The 22,188-nt window shown below is 43.0% G+C and carries 27 protein-coding genes; all 27 read left to right on the top strand.

Annotated features, from left to right (window positions below; genetic code table 11):
- The first annotated feature begins 1 nt into the window (after position 1).
- The 27 genes from K2225_RS01950 to rpsB all read left to right on the top strand — a co-directional run bounded on the left by K2225_RS01950 (position 2) and on the right by rpsB (position 22,074).
- Positions 2-577: a MotE family protein gene (locus tag K2225_RS01950; RefSeq protein WP_220583248.1), complete on the top strand. Its 576-nt coding sequence runs from the start codon at positions 2-4 to the stop codon at positions 575-577.
- Between the two features lie 25 nt (positions 578-602).
- Positions 603-2,042, top strand: coding sequence for a flagellar hook-length control protein FliK (locus K2225_RS01945; RefSeq protein WP_220583247.1), 1,440 nt, complete (start codon positions 603-605; stop codon positions 2,040-2,042).
- Between the two features lie 8 nt (positions 2,043-2,050).
- Positions 2,051-2,518, top strand: a complete 468-nt coding sequence (gene flgD, locus K2225_RS01940) for a flagellar hook assembly protein FlgD (RefSeq protein ID WP_220583246.1) — start codon at positions 2,051-2,053, stop codon at positions 2,516-2,518.
- A gap of 1 nt (position 2,519) precedes the next feature.
- Positions 2,520-2,885 (top strand): TIGR02530 family flagellar biosynthesis protein, encoded by a 366-nt coding sequence (locus K2225_RS01935; protein WP_220583245.1) that lies wholly within the window; start codon positions 2,520-2,522, stop codon positions 2,883-2,885.
- An 83-nt stretch (positions 2,886-2,968) separates the two neighbouring features.
- Positions 2,969-3,907 carry a flagellar basal body rod protein FlgG gene (flgG, locus tag K2225_RS01930; RefSeq protein WP_220583244.1) on the top strand — a complete coding sequence of 313 codons (939 nt, stop codon included), beginning with the start codon at positions 2,969-2,971 and terminating at the stop codon, positions 3,905-3,907.
- Positions 3,908-3,949: 42 nt separating this feature from the next.
- Positions 3,950-4,165, top strand: a complete 216-nt coding sequence (locus tag K2225_RS01925) for a flagellar FlbD family protein (RefSeq protein WP_220583243.1) — start codon at positions 3,950-3,952, stop codon at positions 4,163-4,165.
- On the top strand, positions 4,162-4,578 hold the full coding sequence (gene fliL, locus K2225_RS01920; RefSeq protein ID WP_220583242.1) for a flagellar basal body-associated protein FliL: 417 nt from the start codon (positions 4,162-4,164) through the stop codon (positions 4,576-4,578). The genes K2225_RS01925 and fliL overlap by 4 nt, the downstream gene beginning before the upstream one ends.
- A gap of 27 nt (positions 4,579-4,605) precedes the next feature.
- Positions 4,606-5,607 (top strand): flagellar motor switch protein FliM, encoded by a 1,002-nt coding sequence (fliM, locus tag K2225_RS01915; RefSeq protein WP_220583241.1) that lies wholly within the window; start codon positions 4,606-4,608, stop codon positions 5,605-5,607.
- Complete coding sequence (gene fliY / locus K2225_RS01910) at positions 5,600-6,811, top strand: flagellar motor switch phosphatase FliY (protein ID WP_220583240.1); 1,212 nt, start codon at positions 5,600-5,602, stop codon at positions 6,809-6,811. The genes fliM and fliY overlap by 8 nt, the downstream gene beginning before the upstream one ends.
- 27 nt (positions 6,812-6,838) lie before the next feature.
- Entirely contained in the window at positions 6,839-7,201 is a 363-nt protein-coding gene (locus K2225_RS01905; protein WP_146816436.1) for a response regulator, read from the top strand.
- A 12-nt stretch (positions 7,202-7,213) separates the two neighbouring features.
- Positions 7,214-7,876: a flagellar biosynthetic protein FliO gene (locus K2225_RS01900; RefSeq protein WP_220583239.1), complete on the top strand. Its 663-nt coding sequence runs from the start codon at positions 7,214-7,216 to the stop codon at positions 7,874-7,876.
- Complete coding sequence (gene fliP / locus K2225_RS01895) at positions 7,869-8,534, top strand: flagellar type III secretion system pore protein FliP (RefSeq protein WP_220583238.1); 666 nt, start codon at positions 7,869-7,871, stop codon at positions 8,532-8,534. The genes K2225_RS01900 and fliP overlap by 8 nt, the downstream gene beginning before the upstream one ends.
- Positions 8,535-8,552: 18 nt before the next feature.
- Positions 8,553-8,822, top strand: coding sequence for a flagellar biosynthesis protein FliQ (fliQ, locus tag K2225_RS01890; RefSeq protein WP_089652403.1), 270 nt, complete (start codon positions 8,553-8,555; stop codon positions 8,820-8,822).
- Position 8,823: 1 nt separating this feature from the next.
- The gene (gene fliR / locus K2225_RS01885; RefSeq protein ID WP_220583237.1) at positions 8,824-9,600 is read left to right on the top strand and encodes a flagellar biosynthetic protein FliR; all 777 of its coding nucleotides are present in this window, start codon (positions 8,824-8,826) and stop codon (positions 9,598-9,600) included.
- A gap of 5 nt (positions 9,601-9,605) precedes the next feature.
- Positions 9,606-10,691: a flagellar biosynthesis protein FlhB gene (gene flhB / locus K2225_RS01880; protein WP_220583989.1), complete on the top strand. Its 1,086-nt coding sequence runs from the start codon at positions 9,606-9,608 to the stop codon at positions 10,689-10,691.
- 16 nt (positions 10,692-10,707) lie between these two features.
- Positions 10,708-12,738, top strand: coding sequence for a flagellar biosynthesis protein FlhA (gene flhA, locus K2225_RS01875; protein WP_220583236.1), 2,031 nt, complete (start codon positions 10,708-10,710; stop codon positions 12,736-12,738).
- Positions 12,735-13,844: a flagellar biosynthesis GTPase FlhF gene (gene flhF, locus K2225_RS01870; RefSeq protein WP_220583235.1), complete on the top strand. Its 1,110-nt coding sequence runs from the start codon at positions 12,735-12,737 to the stop codon at positions 13,842-13,844. The genes flhA and flhF overlap by 4 nt, the downstream gene beginning before the upstream one ends.
- A complete protein-coding gene (locus K2225_RS01865; protein WP_220583234.1) occupies positions 13,828-14,685 on the top strand; it encodes a MinD/ParA family protein in 858 nt (285 codons plus the stop codon). The genes flhF and K2225_RS01865 overlap by 17 nt, the downstream gene beginning before the upstream one ends.
- A 4-nt stretch (positions 14,686-14,689) precedes the next feature.
- Positions 14,690-15,739: a protein-glutamate methylesterase/protein-glutamine glutaminase gene (locus K2225_RS01860; RefSeq protein ID WP_220583233.1), complete on the top strand. Its 1,050-nt coding sequence runs from the start codon at positions 14,690-14,692 to the stop codon at positions 15,737-15,739.
- Positions 15,740-15,743: 4 nt separating this feature from the next.
- On the top strand, positions 15,744-17,741 hold the full coding sequence (locus K2225_RS01855) for a chemotaxis protein CheA (protein ID WP_220583232.1): 1,998 nt from the start codon (positions 15,744-15,746) through the stop codon (positions 17,739-17,741).
- Positions 17,742-17,759: 18 nt separating this feature from the next.
- Complete coding sequence (locus tag K2225_RS01850; RefSeq protein WP_220583231.1) at positions 17,760-18,227, top strand: chemotaxis protein CheW; 468 nt, start codon at positions 17,760-17,762, stop codon at positions 18,225-18,227.
- Complete coding sequence (locus K2225_RS01845; protein WP_220583230.1) at positions 18,220-18,864, top strand: chemotaxis protein CheC; 645 nt, start codon at positions 18,220-18,222, stop codon at positions 18,862-18,864. Before K2225_RS01850 ends, K2225_RS01845 begins: the two co-directional genes overlap by 8 nt.
- Entirely contained in the window at positions 18,857-19,354 is a 498-nt protein-coding gene (locus K2225_RS01840; protein WP_220583229.1) for a chemotaxis protein CheD, read from the top strand. The genes K2225_RS01845 and K2225_RS01840 overlap by 8 nt, the downstream gene beginning before the upstream one ends.
- On the top strand, positions 19,351-19,644 hold the full coding sequence (locus K2225_RS01835) for a hypothetical protein (protein ID WP_220583228.1): 294 nt from the start codon (positions 19,351-19,353) through the stop codon (positions 19,642-19,644). The genes K2225_RS01840 and K2225_RS01835 overlap by 4 nt, the downstream gene beginning before the upstream one ends.
- A 44-nt stretch (positions 19,645-19,688) precedes the next feature.
- On the top strand, positions 19,689-20,465 hold the full coding sequence (locus K2225_RS01830) for a FliA/WhiG family RNA polymerase sigma factor (RefSeq protein ID WP_220583227.1): 777 nt from the start codon (positions 19,689-19,691) through the stop codon (positions 20,463-20,465).
- 237 nt (positions 20,466-20,702) lie between these two features.
- Positions 20,703-21,191: a hypothetical protein gene (locus K2225_RS01825; protein ID WP_220583226.1), complete on the top strand. Its 489-nt coding sequence runs from the start codon at positions 20,703-20,705 to the stop codon at positions 21,189-21,191.
- A 145-nt stretch (positions 21,192-21,336) separates the two neighbouring features.
- Positions 21,337-22,074, top strand: coding sequence for a 30S ribosomal protein S2 (gene rpsB, locus K2225_RS01820; protein ID WP_074734064.1), 738 nt, complete (start codon positions 21,337-21,339; stop codon positions 22,072-22,074).
- The last annotated feature ends 114 nt before the right edge of the window (positions 22,075-22,188 follow it).

Below are 22,188 nucleotides of genomic sequence, written 5' to 3'. Positions count from 1 at the left end.
AATGGCAAAGAGTGACCCTGCGCAAAAAAATAAGAAATCTTTCTCTAAAGTGATTGCTGCCATTTTCTTTCCCCTGGTTTTTCTTATTACACTTACATTGATTATTCTCACCTTGAGTGGGGTCAATGTTTTTGAAGAAGCTGAAAAATATACAAGCCGTATTCCAGGCCTATCCAAAGCTGCTACATCTGATGATGGTAATTCAGAAACCGGCGAGGTGGACCAATTACAGGCGGTAATTGCCAACAAAGAAGCTGAAATGGAAGAACTCCAATCAGAATCTGACAGCAAGCAAAATCAGATCAACGAACTAGAACAACAAGTGGTGCAGTTGGAAGCTGATTTGGAAGCGGCTAGATCAGAAGATGAGAACAACGAAAATTCAAAAGTGATAGAAATGGCTCAATCTTTTCAGGAAATGGACCCAGAAAAAGCGGCTCCTATTCTTCAAAGTATGAAACAAAATTTAGCGGTGCAGGTTTTAAATGATGTAGCTAGTGAGGAAAGAGGAGAAATCCTCGGTCAGATGGATCCAGAAACTGCTGCAAACATCGCCGGTCTGCTTATCGAAGAATGATGCTTAATTGAAAGGGGGTGTAAAAATGAATACGGCTTTAATAACGAACTTGGGAAATTCTCAAAAAATGTTAACGAATTCTAATGTAAAGCAAAAAGAAGAGTTCAAGGGGGAAGACACTCTTTTTGGATCTCTTCTTGGAGAATTCCAGGGGATCTCCACAGTGACGAATGCAAATAAACAAAACACAGAAGAAATGAAAGGAAAATTCCTAAAGCTCATTGAAAAAATCGAGGCAATGATTTCAAACCTAGTCGAACAAGGAGAGGCTCATGATGTCGTCGGGTTGGATTGGGAGGAAAACATTTTAAAAGCTAAGGCGGATGCTTCTGAAGGACTTATCCCGGAGATGGTCTTCTCAATCGAAGAGTTGAAACAAAGGGTTACACCTGAAGGAACTTTTTCCGAACTAACTGTAGAAAAACAAGAACTGGCTCTGGCGTTTAAGGAGCTGATTTCACTGATGAAGGCAGTTGCCGAGAACAACGGGAATTCAAGCCTTAGCCTCATCTCACCATTACCAACATCTCTAAGGAAAGAAATCCCGTCCCCTACAAATCCTGTTCATACAGAAGAACACTTACATAAGACATGGCAGGAGATGAGGGGGATCATACGGACCTTTACTGGAAATGAATCTTCGCCACACGTTTCCCAAAAAGATGGTAAAGAAATGAAAGAATTGATGCAGAAGTTCATGCAACTCGTTGAGTCTTTGCCGAACAAAGATAAAGGAATAGGACAGAGTGTATTGGATCAGGTCACGAAAGAAGCTTCTATTCAAGAACGACAAGTGTTTAAAAAGCTGATCCATATGTACCAAAATCGAATGGACGTCCCAAAAACCTACCATCAACAAACACCGGTGACAGGGAAGGAGATTGTTCAATGGGTAAAGCAGGCTTTGGGAGAGGAAGTTCAACACGAGTCTAAATCTCAAGCATCCAAACATCAGCCAATATCCAATGTGCCTGTGTTGCCCATGACAAAAGTGGAACAGCACGTGATCCATATGAACCAGAATCAAGAGGGCTCTTCTTCTACTAAGCAGGTGATCCATGAGCTGGAAAGAATCATACAATCCAGCCGCATGTTCACAAATCCAAAAGGCGACATGGAGATGCTGATTAAATTGAAGCCGGGAAATCTTGGGGATCTAACTGTGAAATTTGCTCAAATCAATGGCGAAATGGCTGTGAAAATACTGGTTACGAGTCAAGCCGCCAAAGAGATGCTCGAAGGGAACAAAACACAACTGCGACATATGTTCTCCCCGCAGCAAGTGGTCATAGAAAAAGTGGAAGCTTCTGCTTTACAGCAACAGCTTCATGATCAGTTGGATAGCAGCAAACAAGACCAGGATCAGCAGCAAAGACACACGCATGACTTTGACCAGGAGCATGTGGAAGATCGACAGGACGAAGAACTCTCTTTCCACGAAATATTAATGAACGAGAAAGTATAGGTGATGGTATGACAAGTATTGATCCTTCTCTCTATTTGAAAAGCCAGCAGGTTCGAAGTACTGGAAGCAGTACGCTCGACAAGGATGACTTCTTGAAAATCCTTATGACTCAAATCCAAAATCAAAATCCCTTGGATCCCATGAAGGATAAGGAGTTTATTTCCCAGATGACCCAGTTTTCAAGCCTGGAACAAATGACCAACATGTCCCAATCCTTTCAAAGATTTATGGATAGTCAGAGTATGCCTCCGCTTATTCAGTACAGTGGAATGATTGGAAAAGAGGTCACTTACCCGGTCTATGATCAGGAAACAGGATTGTTAGATCGAACGGAAACAGATGTTGTTCGATCAGTTAACCAGAATGGGGGAGAAACTTACCTGGAATTGCAATCGGGGAAGAAAATTTCAGTTGAAGAGATTACTAAAGTGAGTGATGTAAACGACAAATCTAATAGCGCAGTCGAAGAGGGTTAATATGGATCCGCGTATTCAATCTTTACACCGGCCGCTACCTGTCCCGGATAGAAGGCCGCTGAACCAGAAGCCCAACACCTCCTTTCAACAGGTTCTTCAAGAAGCAAAAGAGATTAAAGTGAGTAAACATGCGATGGAGCGAATGAGAGACCGAAAGATTGAAATTAGTGAACAAACCTGGTCACAAATCGGGGAGAGAATGACCGAAGCGAGCAAAAAAGGGGTGGACCAATCTTTGGTCGTGCTCAATGATGCGGCACTTGTGGTCAGCTCAAAAAATCGAACAATCGTGACAGCCATGGATCGTAACGAGACACAGTCACAAATTTTCACGAACATAAATGGAACCATGTTTATAAACGAATAGGCTGGACCCAGAACGGGAAGCCTTGACCATCTGCTGACTGATTGATGCAGATGAATCTACCGAAGGAAAGGAATGTCGTCAATATGCTACGTTCAATGTATTCAGGGATTTCTGGTATGAAAGGTTTTCAGACAAAGCTTGATACAATTGGCAACAACATCGCAAACGTCAACACGTATGGTTACAAGAAAGGCAGGGTCACTTTTCAGGAAATGATGAGTCAGACGGTGTCTTCCGCTCAAGGGCCTATTCAAGGGGATGGGGGTAATATTCAAGGTGGTTTGAACCCTTTACAAGTTGGTTTAGGTACTAAAGTCGGTACCATTGACAAAATCCATACACAAGGAAGCCGTCAAACAACGAACCGCCCTTTAGATCTAGCGCTTGAAGGTGATGGAATGTTTGTCTTAGCTGAGGCAGGAGAAGAACCTATTGATACCGACGCGCAAGTGATTAACCTGGAAGCTACTCAAACGAGCTTTTCCAGAGCCGGTAATTTTTATCTTGATTCTGAAGGTGCCATTGTTAACAGTGAAGGGAAGTACTTAGTTGGTCAACCTTATGAAGCTGATACCGTTGACGGAGAGGTTGTTCTTAATCAACCGATACCTGGCGGTGAAGGAGGGGCTGCTGGCGTTATTAAAATACCTGAAAATGCGCAAAGCTTCAGTATACAGAATAATGGCATGGTTAATTATGTGGATCAGAATGGTAACACCATAATTGCCGGACAAATCCGTCTTGCGAACTTCTCAAACCCTAGTGGACTGGAGCAGGCAGGAGGAAACTCTTTCGTTTACACGGCAAATGCCGGGGAGGCTTTAACAGGTTTAAATAACCTTGCCATACCAGGACAAGGCGGTGCTGGTGAAATGGTATCGGGTGCACTTGAAATGTCCAATGTCGACCTTGCAGAGTCGTTTACAGAAATGATTACCTCTCAACGTGGTTTCCAGGCCAATACTAAAATCATCACGACATCAGATGAAATCTTGCAAGAGCTCGTCAACTTGAAACGATAAAAGGGGTTAGAGGGGCATGAAAATCGTCCCTCTCTATATAAGATGATTACTCTAACTAAATTAAACGGGCAGCCTTTTACTTTCAACGCAATCTACATAGAGCAAATCCAATCGAACCCTGATACCACAGTGATCACAACCACTGGCCGGACGTTCCTCGTGAAAGAGAGTGAGCAACAGGTCTTAGAAAAGGTTACTAGTTTTTATAAAGAGATTGGGATCGTCAGGGTCTCAGACAAGGCGGGTGAAGACAAATGAATGGATTTAAAGTGATGGTGATTACGCTAAGTACTTTGACCGTCATCGGTGTCGTAGCGCTTGTGCTTGTGCTCAATTTTAATGGAGAAAGCGAAGCGAGTGAAGAAAGATCGATTGATGATATTCGTGAAGCGTCATTTCTAACCGATGAAATTACGACCGATTTGCAAAACGGAGATTATGTCCGCATCAGTTTCCGTGTGGTAACGGACAGCAAAGAATCTATGGAAGAGTTGAAAAAGAGAGACTTCCAATTGCAAAATGTTTTGCTTAAAGAATTATCAAGTATGGATTCAGAGACGTTTCAATCCGGACTATCTGACCTGGAAGCAAAGGTCAAGTTGAAACTGAATGAGTTTATGAGTGAAGGAGAAGTCACAGAGGTTTACACGGTAAACAAAGTCCTTCAATAACATAGAAGAAGAAAGGGGGGTGAGGTTTTGGCAGAAGAGGTTCTCTCGCAGAATGAGATCGATTCATTGCTTTCGGCCCTGTCTACCGGGGAGATGAATGCAGAAGAGCTTAAGAATGAAAAAAAGGAAAAGAAGGTTAGAGTTTATGATTTTAAGAGGGCGCTTCGCTTTTCTAAAGATCAGATTAGAAGTTTAACAAGAATTCATGAAAATTTTTCCAGATTGCTGACGACTTATTTTTCAGCGCAGCTGAGAACTTATGTGAATATTGAAGTGGCATCGGTGGATCAGTTGCCTTATGAGGAATTTATCCGGTCGATTCCTACGATGACGATCCTGAATATTTTCAGCGTACCTCCCCTTGAAGGACGGATCTTGTTAGAAGCAAACCCGAACGTATCGTATGCCATGATGGATCGTGTCCTCGGAGGCAGAGGAAGCAGCGTCAACAAGGTGGAGAACCTGACGGAAATTGAAACGACGATTATGTCCCATCTTTTTGAAAGGTCTTTAGAAAACTATCAAGAAGCATGGGGGTCCATTGTCGACATTGATCCTTTACTGGAAGAGTTTGAAGTGAATCCGCAATTTTTACAGATGGTCTCACCAAATGAAACTGTGGTCGTCGTCTCATTGAACACGACGATTGGTGAGACGAGTGGAATGATCAATATTTGCATCCCCCATGTCGTTTTAGAACCAATTATCCCGAGGTTATCTGTTCACTACTGGATGCAAAAAGAAAAGCCGAAAGAACGGGATCCAGAAGAAGTACAAGCTATCAGCCATACGATCAAGGAAGCGAAGTTGGATGTGCGGGCGGTGTTGGGAGAGGCTGACATGAGCATCGAGCAATTTTTAGAGTTAGGTAAAGAAGATGTCATCCGACTCGACCAGCCGATCGAGCAACCACTTCAGTTGAAAGTGGATGATGAAGTTAAATTTTACATACAGCCAGGGAAATCAAAAAACAAGCTAGCTGTGCAAGTATTAGAGGAATACCAAGGGGGTGCCGGAGAAAATGAGTGATGATATGTTATCCCAAGATGAAATCGATGCGCTTTTGAACGGCGGGGGTGGCACAGACAACGAAGAGGGGCCCTCGAATATTGCAGGAGACCAAATGATTTCGTCCTTGGAAGAAGACGCTTTAGGTGAAATCGGCAACATTTCATTTGGAAGTTCAGCCACTGCTCTGTCTTCGCTATTGAACCAGAAGGTTGATATTACAACACCAAAGATAAGCGTCTTGGAAAGAAAAGATCTGCCTGATGAATTTCCAAAACCGCATGTAGCGGTGGGCGTAACCTATACCCATGGTTTTTCTGGTGAAAATGTACTTGTCATTCGCACGAAAGATGCTGCAATCATTGCCGATTTAATGTTGGGTGGTGACGGGACCGACCCGGATGAACACTTGAATGAAATTGCATTGAGCGCCGTACAGGAAGCGATGAATCAGATGATGGGGTCATCGGCCACGAGTATGTCAACAATATTCAACAAGAAAGTAGACATATCACCGCCGGCCATCGATGTGCTGGATTTGGAGGAAGATGAAGGAACGCAAAAGATACCTAATGAGGAAGTCCTCGTGAAAGTGTCCTTCCAGCTTCAGGTAGGGAATTTAATAGACTCAAATATTATGCAGCTCATCCCAGTCAGTTTTGCAAAAGAGCTGGTGGAGGAATTAATGAATCCACAGCAGGAAGATTCTGTGGTTGGGGAGAGCTACAAAACCAAAGAAGAACCAGCGGCAGAAAACGAACCACAACCAGTGCAGGATCAGTCACCATCACAGAATCAAGAGGCACAGCGTTCCAGCCTGCCTGACAACACATTCTATGAATCTTCCACTACTAAAGAGGCTCCTCAATATGTTGGAGGTCCAGCCGGACAAACAGCTGAAGACGCAAATGTGCAAACAGCAGAGTTTCAAAGTTTCAGTCCAGTTCAGTTGAATGGCACAGAACAAAAGAACTTGGATATGTTGATGGACATTCCGTTGAAAGTAACGGTAGAACTAGGACGAACAAAGCGTTCTGTTAGAGAAATACTTGAATTATCATCAGGCTCTGTTTTGGAGCTTGATAAATTAGCCGGAGAGCCTGTAGACATCCATGTCAATGAGAAGCTCATGGCTAAAGGAGAAGTTGTCGTCATTGATGAGAACTTCGGCGTCCGGGTGACGGATATTTTAAGTCCAAAAGAACGTTTGACAAAATTACGATAATCAATGAATGACTAGGGAGGATTTAACATGGCAGAAAGAATTTTAATTGTAGATGATGCAGCATTTATGAGAATGATGGTGAAAGATATTTTAACAAAAAATGGCTATGAAATTGCAGGAGAAGCGGAGGATGGGAAGAAAGCCGTTGAGCTTTATGCAGAAGAGCAGCCCGATTTGGTCACCATGGATATTACGATGCCGGAAATGGATGGCATTACGGCATTGAAAGAAATCAAAGGCCAGTATCCTGATGCCAAAGTCATCATGTGCTCAGCTATGGGACAGCAGGCCATGGTAGTGGATGCCATCCAAGCCGGAGCGAAAGACTTTATCGTTAAACCATTCCAGGCTGATCGAGTGATCGAGGCTATCCAAAAAGCGTTGAGTTAAGTAGGTATGCACATGTTTTTTACAACAAGAGTGACAGTTGCAGTTATTTTATTCATCATCATGATGGGTGTGTTCCCTTTCCAAGGTTTTGCGCAGCCCACGGCCTTTGAATGTTTGGAGAACCCTCAACTCGAGGGTTGTCCTTCATCAGAAGGTGGGCAGAAAGAAAATCAGCAAACATCAGATTCCACTGTAGAAATGAATGACGGGGGTGGCCTTGTCTGGAATGTGGTCAAACTCATATTTGCGTTGATTTTCGTGGTGGCTCTTCTATATGGCTTGCTTAAGTTCTTTAATCAGAAAAACAAGGTGTTTAACCAAAACCGAACCATGGAGAATCTCGGTGGAATGAACCTGGGCCCAAACCGCTCCATCCAGGCTGTCCGTATTGGAGGGCAGGTCTTTATTCTAGGTGTAGGGGAAACGGTACAAATCATTACAGAAATTACTGAAGAAGAGACAAAGCAGACGTTGATAAATCAAGAATTGAACGGAGGGTCATCCCCTCAATGGAATTTAAAAAAATGGACAGACAAATGGAAAGAAGACCGGCAGGAAGCGGGAACCCCCTCTTCCATTCAGTTTCAGCAGCTGTTTGAGAATCAATTGAGTGATATGAAAAATAAAAGGAAGAAAGTGATGGATGAGAAGAGGAGGGATTCTGAGCATGAATGAATTCATTGATATCTTCTCAAGTTCCGACCCGGAAAGTGTGGCTACATCGGTCAAGCTGCTTTTATTACTGACGGTGTTGTCCTTGGCCCCGGGAATCTTAATATTAATGACAAGCTTTACGAGAATTTTGATCGTTTTGTCTTTTGTCAGGACTTCTTTGGCTACTCAATCCATGCCCCCCAATCAAGTCCTCGTTGGTATCGCCTTATTCCTCACATTCTTTATCATGGCTCCTACTTTTCAGGAAGTGAATGAACAAGCCCTGACACCGCTCTTTAATGAAGAGATCACGTTGGATGAAGCCTATGAGGAAGCGAGTGAACCTATGAAAGAATTCATGGGGAAACATACTAGACAAAAGGATCTGGCTTTATTTATGAACTATTCAGGTTTGGAAGCACCGGAGAGCATTCAAGATGTCCCGCTCACGACTCTGGTCCCCGCCTTTGCCATCAGTGAATTGAAAACGGCATTTCAAATGGGATTCATGATTTTTGTTCCGTTTCTCGTCATCGACATGGCTGTTGCGAGTGTACTTATGTCTATGGGAATGATGATGCTTCCACCAGTCATGATTTCCTTGCCATTTAAGATTCTACTCTTTGTTTTGGTGGATGGTTGGTACTTAATATCAAAATCATTATTGGAAGGCTTTTAATGATCGGAGGTTTAAAGAATGAACAGTAATATGGTGATCTCATTTGCAAAAGAAGGCATATATACCGTCCTCCTCATATCTGGCCCCTTATTGATTTTGGCACTTGCGATCGGATTGCTCGTTAGTATTTTCCAGGCAACTACGCAGATTCAGGAACAGACGCTTGCATTTATACCAAAAATCGTAGCGGTTATGATCGGTCTTATAGTCTTTGGACCGTGGATGCTTACCAATATGGTCGAATTCACCGCCAATATTTTTAACAACTTGAACATCCTGGTGGGATAATATGCTGGATACAATAAATGGGGCCAACGTGCCAGCGTTTTTGCTTATATTAGTCAGGGTTACATCTTTCTTCGTAACGCTGCCTCTCTTTTCATATCGGACAGTTCCGACGAGACATAAAGTGGCGTTCAGCTTTTTCTTAGCTGCGATTATGTATTTCACGGTTCCTGCCCCTGAACTAATCATAGACGGAGAGTATTTTCTTTTGCTGTTCAAAGAAATGGCCGTGGGAATCGGTGTCGGTCTTTTAGCTTACATCATTCTTTCTGCAATACAAATTGCTGGTGGTTTCATCGATTTTCAGATGGGTTTTGCCATTGCTAATGTGATTGATCCGCAGACCGGTGCTCAAAGTCCATTGATCGGGCAGTATTTATATATCATCACGCTTTTATTTATATTAGCTGTTGATGGGCACCATTTAATGATTGACGGCGTGTTTTACAGCTATGAACTGATTGCGTTGGACCAATTTTTACCATTAAGAGAAGAAGATTGGATTATGTTTGTCATCCAATCTTTCAACCAAATGTTCGTCATCGCCTTTCTCATGGCCATTCCCATCGTAGGGTGTCTGTTTTTAGTGGATATCGCTCTCGGCATTATAGCGAGAACTGTTCCTCAATTGAATGTCTTTGTTGTTGGTTTACCTTTGAAAATCTTTGTTGCCCTTTCTGTGCTTGTCATTGCGATGACTTTTTACGTAATGCTCATAAGGAATTTATTTGAAACGATGCTGACGACAATGCGAGACCTTATGCAAGTATTGGGAGGCTGAGAATGATGGTTTGGTTAAAGGTTGATCTTCAGTATTTTGCTGCGGATGAGAAAACTGAAAAAGCAACACCTAAGAAACGTGAAGATACGAGAAAAAAAGGACAGGTTCCGAAGAGTCAGGATGTGAATACAGGCTTTTTGCTTCTCCTTATATTCGGAACACTTTTCCTTCTCGGTGGCTATATGGAAGGAACACTCAAAGGCATGTACAAAATGGCCTTTAATGAATACATACATAAAGATCTTTCTCAAGAACAGACCCATGCCATGTTTGTAGAGATGACAATGGAAATATCAAAGATCATCGCACCGATTATGGGGGTGGCGATTGTTGCCGGGGTTGCTTCCAATCTACTTCAGGTGGGAATTATGTTTACAGGTGAACCTCTGAAAATGGATTTGAAAAAATTGGATCCCATCAAAGGGGCAAAGAGAATTTTCTCAGCAAGGGCATTGGTCGAGCTCCTGAAATCGCTCTTAAAAATCAGTATGGTCGGGGTCATCACTTTCGCTATCATTTGGGTTAATAAAGACCAAATGATGATGATGTCGCAAAAATCGGTGGGAGATGCGCTGACTTTTTTCGGAACGATTACAACCGTTATGGGGCTTGCATCTGCTTTAGCATTGCTGATCTTATCGGTCCTTGATTATACCTATCAAAAATACGACCATGAAAAAAATATCCGCATGTCCAAAAAAGACATCAAAGATGAACATAAAAACATCGAAGGTGATCCTCAAATCAAAGCTAAAATTAAGGAGAAGCAGCGTCAAATGTCTGCGGCGAGGATGATGAGTGAGGTCCCTGATGCCGACGTCGTCATAACCAATCCGACACACTATGCGATTGCCATCAAATATGATGAAGCGAAATCAGATGCTCCTTATGTGGTGGCGATGGGCGTGGACTTTATCGCTTTGAAAATCAAGGAAGTGGCGAAATCCAATAACGTAGTGACCGTGGAAAACAGGTCGCTGGCAAGAGCTTTGTACCAGCATTCCGAAATCGACCAGCCAATTGATGAGCAGTTTTATAAAGCTGTTGCGGAAGTATTGGCTTATGTTTATCAATTAGAAAGAAAAATGTAAGAAAGGAGTAGACCCTATGTCAGCAAGAGATTTATCTGTTCTTATCGGCGTGATTTTAATTATCGTCATGCTTGTCATACCATTGCCTGGGTGGCTCCTTAGCTTTTTCATACTGATCAATATTACCCTTGCCCTTATTGTCATCCTTGTGTCCATGAACATGGATGAAGCCTTGCAGTTTGCCGTCTTCCCGACTTTGTTATTATTACTTACTTTATTCCGGTTGGGGTTGAACGTTTCCACCACACGTTCCATTCTCTCAGAGGCAGAAGCCGGGGGAGTCATTGCGACATTTGGAACGTTCGTCATCGGGGGCAACCCACTAGTCGGGTTTGTAGTCTTCGTGATTTTAGTCATCATCCAATTTCTTGTCATCACAAAAGGTGCCGAGAGAGTTTCTGAAGTTGCGGCCCGTTTTACATTGGACGCAATGCCAGGGAAACAGATGAGCATTGATGCAGACCTCAATGCAGGAATGATTAATGAACACCAGGCAAAAGAACGCAGGGCGAAAATTGAAAATGAAGCCGACTTCTATGGAGCGATGGACGGGGCGAGTAAATTCGTTAAAGGAGATGCGATCGCTGGAATCATTATCGTTTTAATCAATATTATCTTCGGTTTGATCATCGGTATGGTCCAGATGGGAATGTCTTTCAGCGAAGCGATTGATACATACATGCGTTTAACAGTTGGGGACGGCCTCGTCAGTCAAATCCCTGCTCTCCTCATCTCGACAGCGACTGGGATTGTCGTAACGAGAGTGGCTTCCGAAGGGAATTTGAGTTCAGATGTCACAAGTCAGCTGCTGCGGTATCCGAAGTTGCTTTACATTGCTGCAGCGACCATTTTCCTGCTTGGTTTGACTCCGATTCCATTCTTCCTGACCACTCTGATTGCTGCTGTTCTCGCTTTCGGGGGATATTGGTTATCCCGACAGGAAAAAGAACCGGAATTCGAAGAGCCAGAAGAGATGGATGAAGCGGAGAGCGATCAAATGAAATCACCAGAAAGTGTAGTGAACTTGATTAGCATGGATCCGATTGAGTTTGAATTTGGTTATGCCTTAATCCCGATTGCGGATACGAACCAGGGAGGGGATCTTCTAGACAGGATCGTCATGATCCGGAGGCAGCTGGCGATTGAACTAGGCATTGTCATCCCTGTAGTGAGGATAAGAGACAACATCCAACTGAATCCGAATGAATACCGTCTTAAAGTGAAAGGCAACGTAGTAGCTCAAGGAGAACTGTTATTGGACCATTACTTAGCGATGAGTCCAGGAGATGATGATGGAATTGACGGCATCGAAACCCAGGAACCTGCGTTTGGCCTTCCAGCTAAATGGATTACAGAGGACCAGAAAGATGAAGCAGAATTATCGGGTTATACGGTTGTGGATCCACCATCTGTCGTTTCGACACATATTACAGAAGTGATTAAACAGCAGGCGCATGCGTTGCTCGGAAGACAGGAAACACAACAGCTCATCGACCATTTGAAAGAATCTTACCCAATTTTAGTAGAAGAAGTGACACCAGATCCACTTCGTGTCGGAGATGTACAAAAAGTACTTGCGAAATTACTGCGGGAAAATGTATCAGTGAAAAATCTTCCTGTCATATTTGAAACGCTCGCTGATTTTGCCAAAATGACCAATGATACAGAGCTGTTAGCTGAATATGCGAGACAATCATTGTCTGCGCAGATTACGAACCAGTATAAAAAAGACAATCAATTAGTAAAAGTCATTACCGTTTCCGGAAAAGTAGAAAAGATCATAGCTGATCATATTCAACAGACGGAGCATGGAAGTTATTTAGCTCTTGATCCTGAAAGTCAGCAAACCATTATTTCAGCCATTGCAGAACAAGTCGAACAAATGTCCTTACAGGAAGAGACCGCCATTCTTCTATGCTCACCAGCGGTACGGATGTATGTAAAGCAACTTCTCGATCGTTTCTTGCCACAAGTCGTTGTATTATCTTATAACGAATTAGATCCAACGGTCGAAGTCCAGAGTGTAGGGGTGGTGAATGTAGCGTGAGAGTGAAAAAATTCCAAGCTGCAACAATGCCGGAAGCCATGAAAAAAGTAAGAGCCGAATTAGGAACCGATGCAGTGATCCTTAATTCCAAAGTAAAGAAATCGGGTGGATTTCTAGGGCTTTTCAAAAAAGAGTTCACAGAAGTTATTGCTGCCATTGACCCTTCGGAGGAGCATCAACAAATGACAGATCTGGCTGCAAAAACGGAGGAGAGAGAGGGAAAATCTGCAGCGCCGGTCAATCCCAATCGTGAAATCATGGAAGAGTTGAAAAATCTAAGGTCCCTCATCCAAAACCCTAAGGAAGCCTATCCTGAGAAGCTTGAAATGGCCTATCAGTTCCTATTGGGTCAGGAAGTCTCTGAAGATGTGGCCGGAAATGTGATGGAACGTCTGTTAGAGATGGGAGGCAGCTTTGACGATTTAGCCGAGATTGAAAACCTCCTGAGAATGGAATTGTATGAGTCTATGAAACAAAAGGGGTTTGGCAAGCCTGCTTTTGATAAGAAATTCATCCATTTAGTAGGGCCAACGGGTGTTGGGAAGACAACAACGCTCGCGAAACTCGCGGCGGATGCTTCGTTAAATCATCAACTTAAAGTAGGGTTTATCACAACAGATACTTACCGGATTGCTGCCATCGATCAATTGAAGACGTATGCAAAGATCCTCGATATACCTCTCGAAGTTGCCTATAGCATGGAAGACTATAAGAAAGCTAAGAAACGCTTTCAAGATTTCGACCTCGTACTTGTGGATACCGCTGGAAGGAATTTTAGGGATCCAGCTTTCATCCAAGAACTTCAAAAGATGATTGATTTTGACGAGGAATCGGATAATTTTCTTGTATTAGGACTGACGAGTAAATTCACAGACATGAGCGAGATCTTCGAACAATTTAAGGATATTCCGATCCATCAGTTGATTTTCACGAAAGTGGATGAAACCGCAAGAAAGGGAAATGCCGTTAATATGGTCTTGACTCATCATGTAGGAGTTGCTTATTTAACAGATGGTCAAAATGTACCAGACGATATTAAAACAGCCTCCGCTATGGGTCTTGCAAGAGAAGTGATGGAGGGGTTTGCAGATGAAAGATCAAGCTGAAATCCTTCGCAGACGAATGCAGGAACTGGAAGGGAAACCACAAGCTAAAACCATAGCCATTGCAAGTGGAAAAGGTGGAGTGGGGAAATCGAATTTTTCTATCAACTTTGCATTGCAGCTCATGAAAAATGGGAAGAAGGTATTGATTTTTGATTTAGATATCGGAATGGGAAACATCGATATTTTAATGGGGAAGTCACCTACACGAACATTTGTCGACTTATTTCGGGAAGAGATGTCGATCCATGATATTATTGAACTAGGACCAGAATCCTTACCTTATATCGCTGGTGGTTCGGGACTCTCCCACATTTTTGAACTTGACCAAGAAAAATTCACCTATTTCCAAGACGAATACGAAAAGCTTGCCAAATCTTTTGATTACATCCTCTTTGACATGGGCGCGGGTGCCACTCAAGACAGCCTGAATTTTATCAGCTCGGCCCATGAGGTGATCGTTGTGACTACACCAGAACCAACTTCGATCACGGACGGTTACGCGATGATCAAGCACCTGGTACATAAAGACAAAAATCTGCCGCTTAAAATCCTAGTAAACCGTTCACTTAGCGAAAAAAATGGCAGGGCTACTTTCGATCGTCTATCGCTCGTAGTCAAGAGATTCTTAGATTCAGAAGTGACTCTATTAGGTGTTTTACCTGATGACAGGTCTGTAATTGAAGCGGTTAACAAGCAACGGCCATTTGTGATTGACAGACCTAATAGTAGTGTGAGCCGTGCCATTGAGAAATTGGTGCAAAGTTACTTGAACGAGGGTCATCTTCAATCGTCCCCACGATCATTTGTAGATAAATTAAAAAGATTTGTTTTTGAGAGGTAGAGAGATGAAACAGATGAGGGTATTAATAGTCGATGATTCCGCCTTTATGAGGCGAGTATTGACGGACATTTTAGAAAAAGACCATCGGATTCATGTAGTCGGGACTGCGAGAAACGGAAAAGACTGCCTGGATAAGTTAGCTGACTTACGTCCTGATGTCGTAACGATGGATATAGAAATGCCGGTGATGGACGGTTTAGAGGCATTAGAAGCGATCATGGAAAACTCTCCGCTCCCTGTTGTTATGGTGTCCAGTCTGACCCAGGAGGGTGCAGAAAGCACGATGAAAGCCATGAGCCTTGGTGCCGTCGACTTTATTCAGAAGCCATCTGGTTCCATTTCTCTTGACATGGAAAAAGTAGACAAAGATATCATCCGTAAGGTTCTTATTGCAGGGGAGGCCAAGGTAAAGCCGCCGTCCGAAAGCTCCACTGAAAGAGTCCGAGTTCCTGAAGATATGAAAGAGGAAGACAACCTGATTGCCATCGGTACTTCCACAGGTGGACCTAGAGCTTTACAGGAAGTTTTGGGGTCTCTTCCTAAAAGCCTTCCTGCTCCTGTCTTAGTGGTTCAACACATGCCGAGGGGGTTTACAAAATCTTTAGCTTCTCGTCTCGATCGCCTGTCTGAAATTTCAGTGAAGGAAGCTGAACACATGGAGGAAGTACATAATGGGGTTGCCTATATCGCTCCAGGTGGGTATCACATGGAAGTTGTAAAACATCATCAGCGCCTTTTTATTCAGTTAAATGAATCGGAGCCTCTCAATGGTCACAGACCTTCCGTCAACGTGATGTTTTCTTCCATCGCCAAACTACCAGACATCTCCATTACCTCTGTCATCATGACAGGGATGGGATCCGATGGTTTAGAAGGAATCCTCGCCATGAAGGAAAAAGGGAGAAAAGCCTTCACGATTGCGGAAGATGAACGTACGTGCATCGTGTACGGTATGCCAAAGGCAATCGTGAAGTCAGGTCTTGCTGATGAGGTCCAAAAACTTAATGAAATCAGTCGCAGTATAGTAGAATCTCTTCAAAATAAAAGGAGGTAGTCCCATGGAAACCAATCAGTACTTGGAAGTTTTTATTGATGAAAGTAAAGAGCACTTGCAATCCATCAACGACCAACTATTACGTTTGGAGAAGAACCCTCAAGACCTTTCCATCGTCAATGAAATCTTCAGGTCTGCCCATACATTAAAAGGCATGTCAGCAACGATGGGGTATCAAGATCTTTCTAATCTGACACATAAAATGGAAAATGTCCTTGATGCTGTACGGAATGAAAAGGTGAAAGTGGATGAAGGTATTTTGGATGTCGTTTTTGATTCAGTTGATGATTTGGAAGCGATGGTCATTGATATTTCAGAAGGTGGATCTGGAGAAAGAAACGTCGAGAGGGTCGTCGAGCTTTTAAGAACCATTGAAAACGGTGGGGGAGAAGCAGCCCTTGTTTCGGAATCAGCTGCATCACGTAAGGCTGAATCTACCCCCGTGCTTTCGGTTGATGAATACACAAAAGCAGCCCTGGAACAATCTAGTGAACTAGGAAAAAACAATTACCAGATTAAAGTGGAATTAAGAGAAGATTGTCTTTTGAAAGCCGCACGCGTCTATATGGTTTTTGAAATCCTAGAGCAAGCAGGGGATGTTATTAAGTCATCCCCATCTGTTGAAGCTTTGGAAAATGAAGAATTTGAAACGTCTTTCCATGTTCTGCTTGTAACGGAAGATTCTTCAGAGGACATAGAGGAACAAATTAAGAAGGTATCCGAAATTGAATCTGTGCATGTTGATCTCTATCAAGTTTCAGAAGAGAGGAAAGAGGAATCAAACCCTCTGCAGAAAGAAATGGCTCCACAAGAAAAGCCGCTTCAAAAAGAAGAAAAAGATGGTAAGCAGGTAGGGAACAAAACGATTCGAATTAACATAGATCGACTCGATGCTCTTATGAACTTGTTTGAGGAGCTTGTTATTGACCGGGGACGCCTCGAGCAAATATCGGATGATCTGAAGCACACCGAACTGCGTGAAACGGTTGAAAGAATGACAAGGATTTCCGGGGATCTGCAAAGCATTATCCTGAACATGCGTATGGTCCCGGTCGAGCAGGTATTCAATCGATTCCCCAGAATGGTCCGTCAGCTCTCTAAAGATCTGAATAAGAAAATCGATTTGAGTGTGGTCGGCGCAGAAACGGAGCTGGATCGTACCGTTATCGATGAAATCGGTGATCCTCTCGTTCATCTGATTCGTAATGCGATCGATCACGGCATTGAAGGACCGGAAGAAAGGGAAGCCAAAGGAAAGCCTGCCACGGGTAAGCTGGAGCTGAAAGCATACCATAGTGGAAATCATGTGTTCATTGAAATAACGGATGATGGCGGTGGTATAGCCCGTGACAAAGTCGTCCAAAAGGCGGTAAACAATCGTGTGGTCACAGATGAACAGGCAGCGTCAATGACCGACTCTCAAGTGTACGATTTGATCATGGAAAGCGGTTTTTCAACAGCTGATACCATTTCTGATGTTTCAGGCAGAGGGGTCGGACTTGATGTAGTAAAAAGCACAATCGAGTCCCTTGGTGGTAACATTTCTGTTGATTCGATACCCGATGAGGGAAGTGTCTTCTCCATTCAACTTCCACTCACCCTTTCGATCATTTCCGTCATGCTCGTAGAAGTCCAAAAAGAAAAATACGCTGTACCGCTCTCATCGATTATCGAAACGGCCATTGTAAAAAAGGAAGAAATTATGCATGCGCATAATAAAAAAGTCATCGACTTCCGCGGGAAAGTGGTACCTCTCGTCTTTTTAAAAGATGTGCTGAGTGTACCGGAAGAATTAGAAGAAGAGGATTACTATTCCGTCGTAATCGTGAGAAAAGGAGAAAAGATGGCCGCTCTTGTCGTCAATTCATTTATTGGACAGCAAGAAGTCGTCTTGAAGTCTTTGGGTGATTATTTATCCGGTGCTTTCGCTATTTCTGGTGCGACAATTCTAGGAGATGGTCAAGTAGCCTTAATCCTCGACAGCAATGCTTTAATCAAGTAACAAGGGAGGGAACAGAAAGTGGCAGAAGATAACAAAAAACTGAAAGTGATCGTTTTTCAAATCAATGATGAAGAATACACCGTACCGGTTGATCTAGTAGGTTCCATCGAGCGAATGATGCCGATCACTCGTGTCCCAGGCACAAAATCATTTGTAAAAGGTGTTCTGAATTTGAGGGGGGTCGTCACACCAGTCATTGACTTGAGAGAGAGGTTCGGGATTGAAGAAGTGAATGACACGGATGCAACAAGGATCATTACCGTGCAAATCCATGAAATAAATGTTGGTTTAATCGTGGATGCTGCGAACGACGTCCTGGACCTTGAAGAAGAAAGCATCGAACCCCCACCTGAAGTGGTAGGCACCGTAGAAGCTGAGTATATCCAAGGTGTATCCAAAAGAGAGCAGCGTCTGTTTATTCTATTGAACTTAGAAAAAGTTCTCGCTAAAGATGATGTCCATGAGTTGAATGAGCTTTATGTCTAATTCAGGGAATTTCACAGAAGGGTTTAGTCCAATTCAGTTGGATGTTCTAAAAGAAATCGGCAACATTGGGTCAGGCCATGCGGCAACATCTCTATCGAATCTGTTACATAAGAAAATAGAGATGCATGTCCCCGGTGTGGAAGTTGTGGACTTTGATCAGGTCATGGACCTTGCCGGGGGAGCAGATACAGAAATGGTCAGCATCTTTCAAAGAATGGAGGGAGATGCTCCTGGCTCCATGTTCTTTATCATGGCCCCTTCTCAAGCGCATCGCTTTGTAGAGCTGATGACCGGCAGCGCCCAAGGATTTGAGGATCATTCTGAAATGGCATTTTCCGCTTTGAGGGAATTAGGAAATATCCTATCAGGTGCATACCTTACTGCGCTTTGCGATTTTACAGAGTTGGAGCTTCAATCTACGGTTCCATCAATAGCTCAAGATATGGTCGGGGCTATTTTAAGCACGGGTTTAATTGAGCTCTCGCATGTGAGTGATGCAGCCATTGTCATCAAGACTTCTCTCACGGATAGAGAAGGAAGAGAAGATGAATTCCTGGAAGGTCATTTCTTCCTCTTTCCTGACCCTCCCTCCTATCAGAAGATTTTTTCTTCCTTAGGAGTGTGTGTAGATGATTAAGGAAGGACAGGTTGTGAGGATTGGTATCGGAGACTTGGGAATTGTTCATTCTCCGGATGTGATCCGGACTTCAGGGCTTGGATCCTGTGTCGGAATTGTCCTTTATGATGACTTAAAAAGGTTGGCGGGAATGGCTCATGTCATGCTCCCTGAGGCTTCCCTGGCTAGAAACCAGGGGATGAAAAGAGCAAAATACGCAGACACAGCGATTGAAGATTTGATTGCAGCTCTTATTTCTGCTGGAGCTTCCCGCTACCGTTTAAAAGCGAAATTGGCGGGCGGGGCGCAAATGTTTCAGTTCACATCTTCCAGTGACACGATGCGCATAGGTCCGAGAAACGTGGATGCGGTAAAAGAGAATCTTCAAACCCTAAATATACCGATTCTGGCGGAAGATGTCGGCGGCAGGAGCGGACGTACGATTGAATTTAATCCTGAAACGATGGACCTCCATATTAGGAAAGTAAATCAAGGGGAGAGTGTCATTTGATGAAAGGAACACTTTTGTGGAATTTATCGGCTGCTGTGTTTGCTTTTCTTTTTGTATTTGCGATCAGCACTCAAGTGACGACTTTTGATACAGCTATCAATAGAGGGACCATAGGCTTTTTTAGTTTTTTTATACTCTCTTATTTGTTTCGTTCGTTTTGGAGTTTCATCACAGCACCGGGCGATACAGCTGAAGACAATCATGACACCGCTCAATCAGCATCATCATTGAATGTGGATGCAGTAGAAACATCGAAAATGGTGCGGGAATTATTAAATGAAGACACGTGAGATGTTTGAGAATATTAAACAATTAAAGGACGGGGAGGATTGGAATGGCCAGCTGTTTATCTCCTCAAGAACAACAGTGGTGGAATCTATGGACAAATGAGCAGGATGGAGAGGCCGCAAATCAATTGGTACAGCAGTACGACTATTTAGTGAGCTACCATGTCCAGAGGATCTCCGCTCACTTACCGAAGAGCGTAAGTAAAGATGACGTGAGAAGTTTAGGGATGTTAGGCCTTTATGATGCACTGAAAAAATTTGATCGAACAAGAGATCTCAAATTTGATACGTATGCCTCCTTCCGTATCAGAGGGTCGATCATGGATGGTTTAAGAAAAGAAGACTGGCTTCCAAGATCAGTAAGGGACAGATCTAAAAAAATCGAACAGATGACAGAAAAGCTGGAGCAGGAGTTCCAGCGTCCCGTAAGTTCCAACGAAATTGCCGAAGCCTTGCACATATCTTCAGAAGAGGTAGAGGAAACCGTCAAGGACTCTCTTTTTGCAAATGTCCTCTCTATGGAAGAAAAACCGAATGATGGAAGAGAGGATCATAAAGAAGGGATTGGATATGCAATCCCGGATGATCAAACGTCTACTCCTTCAGAAACGGTAATCAAAAAAGAAAATTACATAGAGTTAGCGAGAGAGATCGACCGCTTAAACGAGAAGGAGCAACTAGTCATCAGCCTTTTCTATCATGAAGAGCTTACTTTAACGGAGATTGGTCAAGTTTTAGAATTGACGACCTCCCGGATCTCCCAAATTCATGCGAAAGCGATCTATAAGCTTAAAGGTGCTTTGCAAGAAATTGTTACCGTGTAGTCGGTCGAGCTGAAGAAATGGATCGATCCGTCTCCGCTCAATAAAGTAGAATCTGTAAGCTTCCTTCCTGCAGAATTTGAGATTCGTAAAGGTCAAAGGCGCTGAAAACTGCTGTTTTAACAAGAATGTAGGAATGCCTTGATAATTAGGCCTTCTTAGTGCAGGGTGAAATTATGGTCTGCAGTAGTGTTAGTTATGGACTGGAAATCGGATCAGAAATGAATGGTGTGGATAGATATGACAGTGTTTTTATTGATCTCAAGCTTCATTATTGATGGTGTACTGCTTTTTACACTATTCATTATGATGAATAAAGTACGTAAGACAGAAGAACTCGAACTTAGGCAAAAACAAGTAGCATCTGAAATTGAGGATCTCTTCACATCGTATTTAATGGAAATCAAAGAAGAGAATAGACGGATGGAAAGCCTCATTGAGAAGAAGAATAGCTATTCTGATTTTCACAGCTCTCAAAAGGAAAACAAAGAAGAAGAAATAGAGGGCCACTCTGAAAAGGAAATCATTACAACCAATGGTTCTTCATCCAGCTATTCCCCTCCTGGACTGCATGTAATGGAAAGCTATCAGCCGTCTTTTCATTCACAGGTATTCGAATTGAAGGAAAAAGGGTATAGTATAGACCAAATTGCTAAAAAAATGGACAAAGGGAAGACGGAAATCGAATTACTCCTCAAAATTCATCAAAAACCTATGAAAAAAACTTGAATGCCCCCGTGTGTTATGATATATTTACTGACGGTGTCAATACGCACGCCTTTGGATTCTCAAGTGAGGTTGCTCTTTTTTAGAGTTCACTAGAGAAGATGAAAGAGGCGGAGGATACTAAAAAAACCAAACAGGAGGAACTATCATGTCTGTAATTTCTATGAAACAGCTACTTGAAGCTGGTGTTCACTTTGGACACCAAACCCGTCGTTGGAATCCAAAGATGAAAAAATACATCTTCACGGAGCGTAACGGGATCTACATCATCGACCTGCAAAAAACAGTGAAGAAGGTTGATGAAGCATTTAACTACGTAAAAGAGGTCGCTGCTGACGGCGGTAACATCCTTTTCGTAGGTACGAAAAAACAAGCTCAGGATACAGTTCGTGACGAGGCGACTCGTTGTGGCATGTATTACATCAACCAGCGTTGGTTGGGTGGTACCCTAACGAACTTTGAAACCATCCGCAAGCGTATCAATCGTCTTAAAGACATTGAGCGCATGGAAGAAGACGGTACTTTCGATGTACTTCCTAAAAAAGAAGTGGTCGACATGCTTAAAGAAAAAGATCGTCTTGTTAAATTCCTAGGCGGTATTAAAGAAATGAAGAGCCTTCCAGACGCAATGTTCGTAATCGATCCTCGTAAAGAGCGCATCGCGATTGCTGAAGCTCACAAATTGAATATTCCAGTTGTAGGTATCGTTGATACAAACTGTGACCCAGACGAAATCGATTATGTCATCCCTGCAAACGATGATGCAATCCGTGCCGTTAAATTGTTGACTTCTAAGATGGCAGACGCTGTCCTTGAAGCAAAACAAGGGGAAGAAACAGAAACAACGGAAGAAACTGAAGCTGCTGTAGAGGCTGCTCAAGAGTAAGAAGGTTCAAAAGGTGATAAGGGGGTATACCTTTATCACCTTTTTTAAAGAATCCACAACAGCTCAAGCGTTCCGAAACGCAAGAGCTATACTTATATGCAACTAATAAGGAGG

The organism is Halobacillus sp. Nhm2S1 (assembly GCF_019599545.1).
In the GTDB taxonomy this organism is placed as follows: Bacteria; Bacillota; Bacilli; order Bacillales; family Halobacillaceae; genus Halobacillus.
The sequence above is the reverse complement of the archived record's forward strand: the minus strand, read 5'-3'. Positions and strand labels throughout refer to the sequence as shown.